General features: G+C 58.0%; 3 protein-coding genes. 1 reads left to right on the forward strand and 2 read right to left on the reverse strand.

The window, feature by feature from the left end; all coding sequences use genetic code 11:
• A partial coding sequence (locus ACOERD_RS14570) for a hypothetical protein (RefSeq protein ID WP_419739508.1) occupies positions 1 to 299 on the reverse strand: 299 nt, incomplete at its 3' end.
• A 64-nt stretch (positions 300 to 363) separates the two neighbouring features.
• Positions 364 to 1,749 carry a dipeptidase gene (locus tag ACOERD_RS14575; RefSeq protein WP_419739509.1) on the reverse strand — a complete coding sequence of 462 codons (1,386 nt, stop codon included), beginning with the start codon at positions 1,747 to 1,749 and terminating at the stop codon, positions 364 to 366.
• 328 nt (positions 1,750 to 2,077) lie between these two features.
• Here ACOERD_RS14575 and hemA point away from each other — a divergent pair.
• A partial coding sequence (gene hemA / locus ACOERD_RS14580; protein ID WP_419739510.1) for a 5-aminolevulinate synthase occupies positions 2,078 to 2,895 on the forward strand: 818 nt, incomplete at its 3' end.

Genomic DNA, 2,895 nt, shown 5'->3' on the forward strand with positions numbered 1-2,895 from the left:
AGGAGTCGGTTGAGGCTCGATCGTGTTTCATCCACGTGACCTAGATCGCCACCTTTTCGGCGGCGGTGCAGCTCGTACCCGCCCAGATCCGCTGGAAACAGACCTTCGATGCGGCCGACGCAAATGGCTGCCTTGGGTCGATTTTGATGTTCGCGCTCGGGCAATGCCCCAGTGATCACAGTAAGGGGTGATGACTTCTCAAACACAACTGAAAGTGCAACTAACGAATGGGCTAGGGGCGCTGCCCCCGCCGCGGTAAATCGCGTCTCCCCCGGGATACTTATAGCCAGATGAAGCATGGGATCCGTCCTTCATCTGGCCGAAAATACCTCGGAGCGCGAGGCAGAGCCTCGCAAAATAACGCTACGAATTCAAAGCATCCAGAATGCGTGCCCAAGAGCGAATGCCCTTGTGGAAGCTTTTGACATCGTATTTCTCATTCGGAGAGTGGATGGCATCGTCGTCATTGGCGTAGCCGACCAACATCGAATCCAGGCCCAGAACGGTGTCGAAGTAACCAACGACCGGGATTGAGCCGCCCATTCCGGTGAACACGGCTTCGCGGCCCCATTCGTCAGACAGCGCAGCACGTGCCGCTTCGAATTCAGGGCGATCGAGATTCATGACCGAGGCTGGGGACCCTTCGAGGTCATTGTCCCAGACAACTTTGGCGTCCGGCGACAGGCGTTCTTCTACGTGCTTGCGGATTTTCTCGCGCAAGGCGTCGGGGTCCATGTCACCGACAAGGCGGCAGGTGATTTTGCAGTGAGCTTCCGATGGGATCACAGTTTTTGATCCGGCACCGTTGTAGCCTCCCCAAAGACCGTTGACCTCAAGCGTGGGGCGTGCCCATTGCTGTTCCAGCGTGGAATAGCCTTTCTCGCCATGCGGTTGGCTATATCCCACCGAGTTCAGGTACTCTGCTTCGTCGAAGCCGCAGTTTTCCCACTGGCGCAGCTGATCTGCCGGGATCTCGTGAACGCCCTCGTAGAAACCTCCAACAGCGACCCGTCCGGTCTCATCGTCATAGAAAGAGGCTACGATCTTGGACAATTCGCGCAGCGGGTTCAGACCGGGGCCACCGTAGTGGCCGGAATGCAGGTCGATGCGGGGGCCTACAATAGTGAACTCATCCTTCAGCATTCCGCGCAATTGCGAGGCAATCGAGGGCACTCCGCGTGACACCATTGAGGTGTCGCAAACAAGGGCCAGATCGGCCTGCAATTCGTCTTTATTCGCTTCGAGGAACGGAACCAGCGAGGGCGAGCCTGATTCCTCTTCACCTTCGAAGAAAAAGGTGATGCGGCAGGGCAGGGTGCCGTGGACGGCTTTCCAGGCGCGGCAGGCTTCGACAAAGGTCATCAGCTGGCCCTTGTCGTCGGACGATCCACGGCCGCGGATGACGGGTCCGTTTTCGGTCTCCTCGATGGCGGGGTCGAACGGATCGCGGTTCCACAGGTTCAGTGGGTCGACGGGTTGCACATCATAATGCCCGTAGAACAGCACATGCGGTACTTCGCTGCCCTCACCCACATGACCCACGACCATAGGGTGACCGGGTGTTTCGCGTTTTTCTGCTGCAATACCAATGCTCTGCAGGTCCGAGACTAGCCATTCGGCGGCCTTGTCGACCTCCGCTTTGTAGGCGGGATCGGTTGAGATCGATTGGATGCGCAACAGCTCCATCAGGCGGTCGATCGAGGTTTGCAGATCAGAGTCGATCCGGCTCAGCACGGCGTCTAGCGACATAACAGGGCTCCTGCTTGAGAATGATTTGCGCGAACCCTATCAGTGTTGGCGCTGCCGTCCAGAGCAGAGTGCGCAGTACCGCCCCGTAGTGAACGGCCGAAGTTAAGCTTCTGTACCTGCGTCGTTTCCCCGCGTCTTTTAGACGTAAGTTTACTTGCTGCGCGGCTATGAAGCTTATATTTGATGCAAATCAAAGTTGGGTTCTAACGGGCGGCTTTAATAAGGTAGAACGTGCGAACACAAAGCTGCTTCAGGGGCGATGTCCTGTAAGGTAGCGGAATACAGGCTTTGGGTGAGGGGTTTGCCCGAGGCGATCAAGGAGGGTCCGTTGGACTATACTGCTCAGCTCGATTCAGCGATTGCCAGGCTGCATGACGAAGGACGTTACCGGACCTTTATCGATATCGAACGCCGCAACGGGCACTTCCCGCATGCCGTTCGGACCCGTCCCGATGGAACGCAACAGAACATTACCGTGTGGTGCGGCAATGACTATCTTGGCATGGGCCAACACCCGGTTGTCCTGAACGCAATGCACGAAGCCGTCGATGCGGCGGGTGCCGGTTCGGGCGGAACGCGCAACATCTCGGGCACGACTGTATATCACAAGCGCCTTGAGGCTGAGCTGGCCGATCTGCACGGCAAAGCGTCCGCTCTGCTATTCACCAGCGCTTACATCGCCAATGACGCGACGCTTTCGACCTTGCCGAAACTGTTCCCCGGTCTGATCATCTATTCGGACGCGCTGAACCATGCCTCGATGATCGAGGGCGTGCGGCGCAATGGCGGCGCCAAGCGCATCTTCCGCCACAATGATGTCGCCCACTTGCGTGAGCTGCTGGAGGCCGACGACCCCACAGCCCCCAAGCTGATCGCCTTTGAGTCGGTCTACTCCATGGATGGTGACTTTGGCCCTATCGAAGAGATTTGCGATCTGGCGGATGAATTCGGTGCCTTGACGTATATTGACGAAGTCCATGCAGTTGGCATGTACGGCCCGCGCGGCGGCGGTGTGACGGAACGTGACCGTCTGGCCCATCGCATCGACATCATCAATGGCACTCTGGCCAAAGCCTATGGCGTGATGGGGGGCTATATCGCCGCCAGCGAAAAGATGTGTGACGCCGTGCGCTCTTACGCGCCGGG

It is taken from the genome of Ruegeria sp. (assembly GCF_965199275.1).
GTDB lineage: Bacteria > Pseudomonadota > Alphaproteobacteria > Rhodobacterales > Rhodobacteraceae > Ruegeria.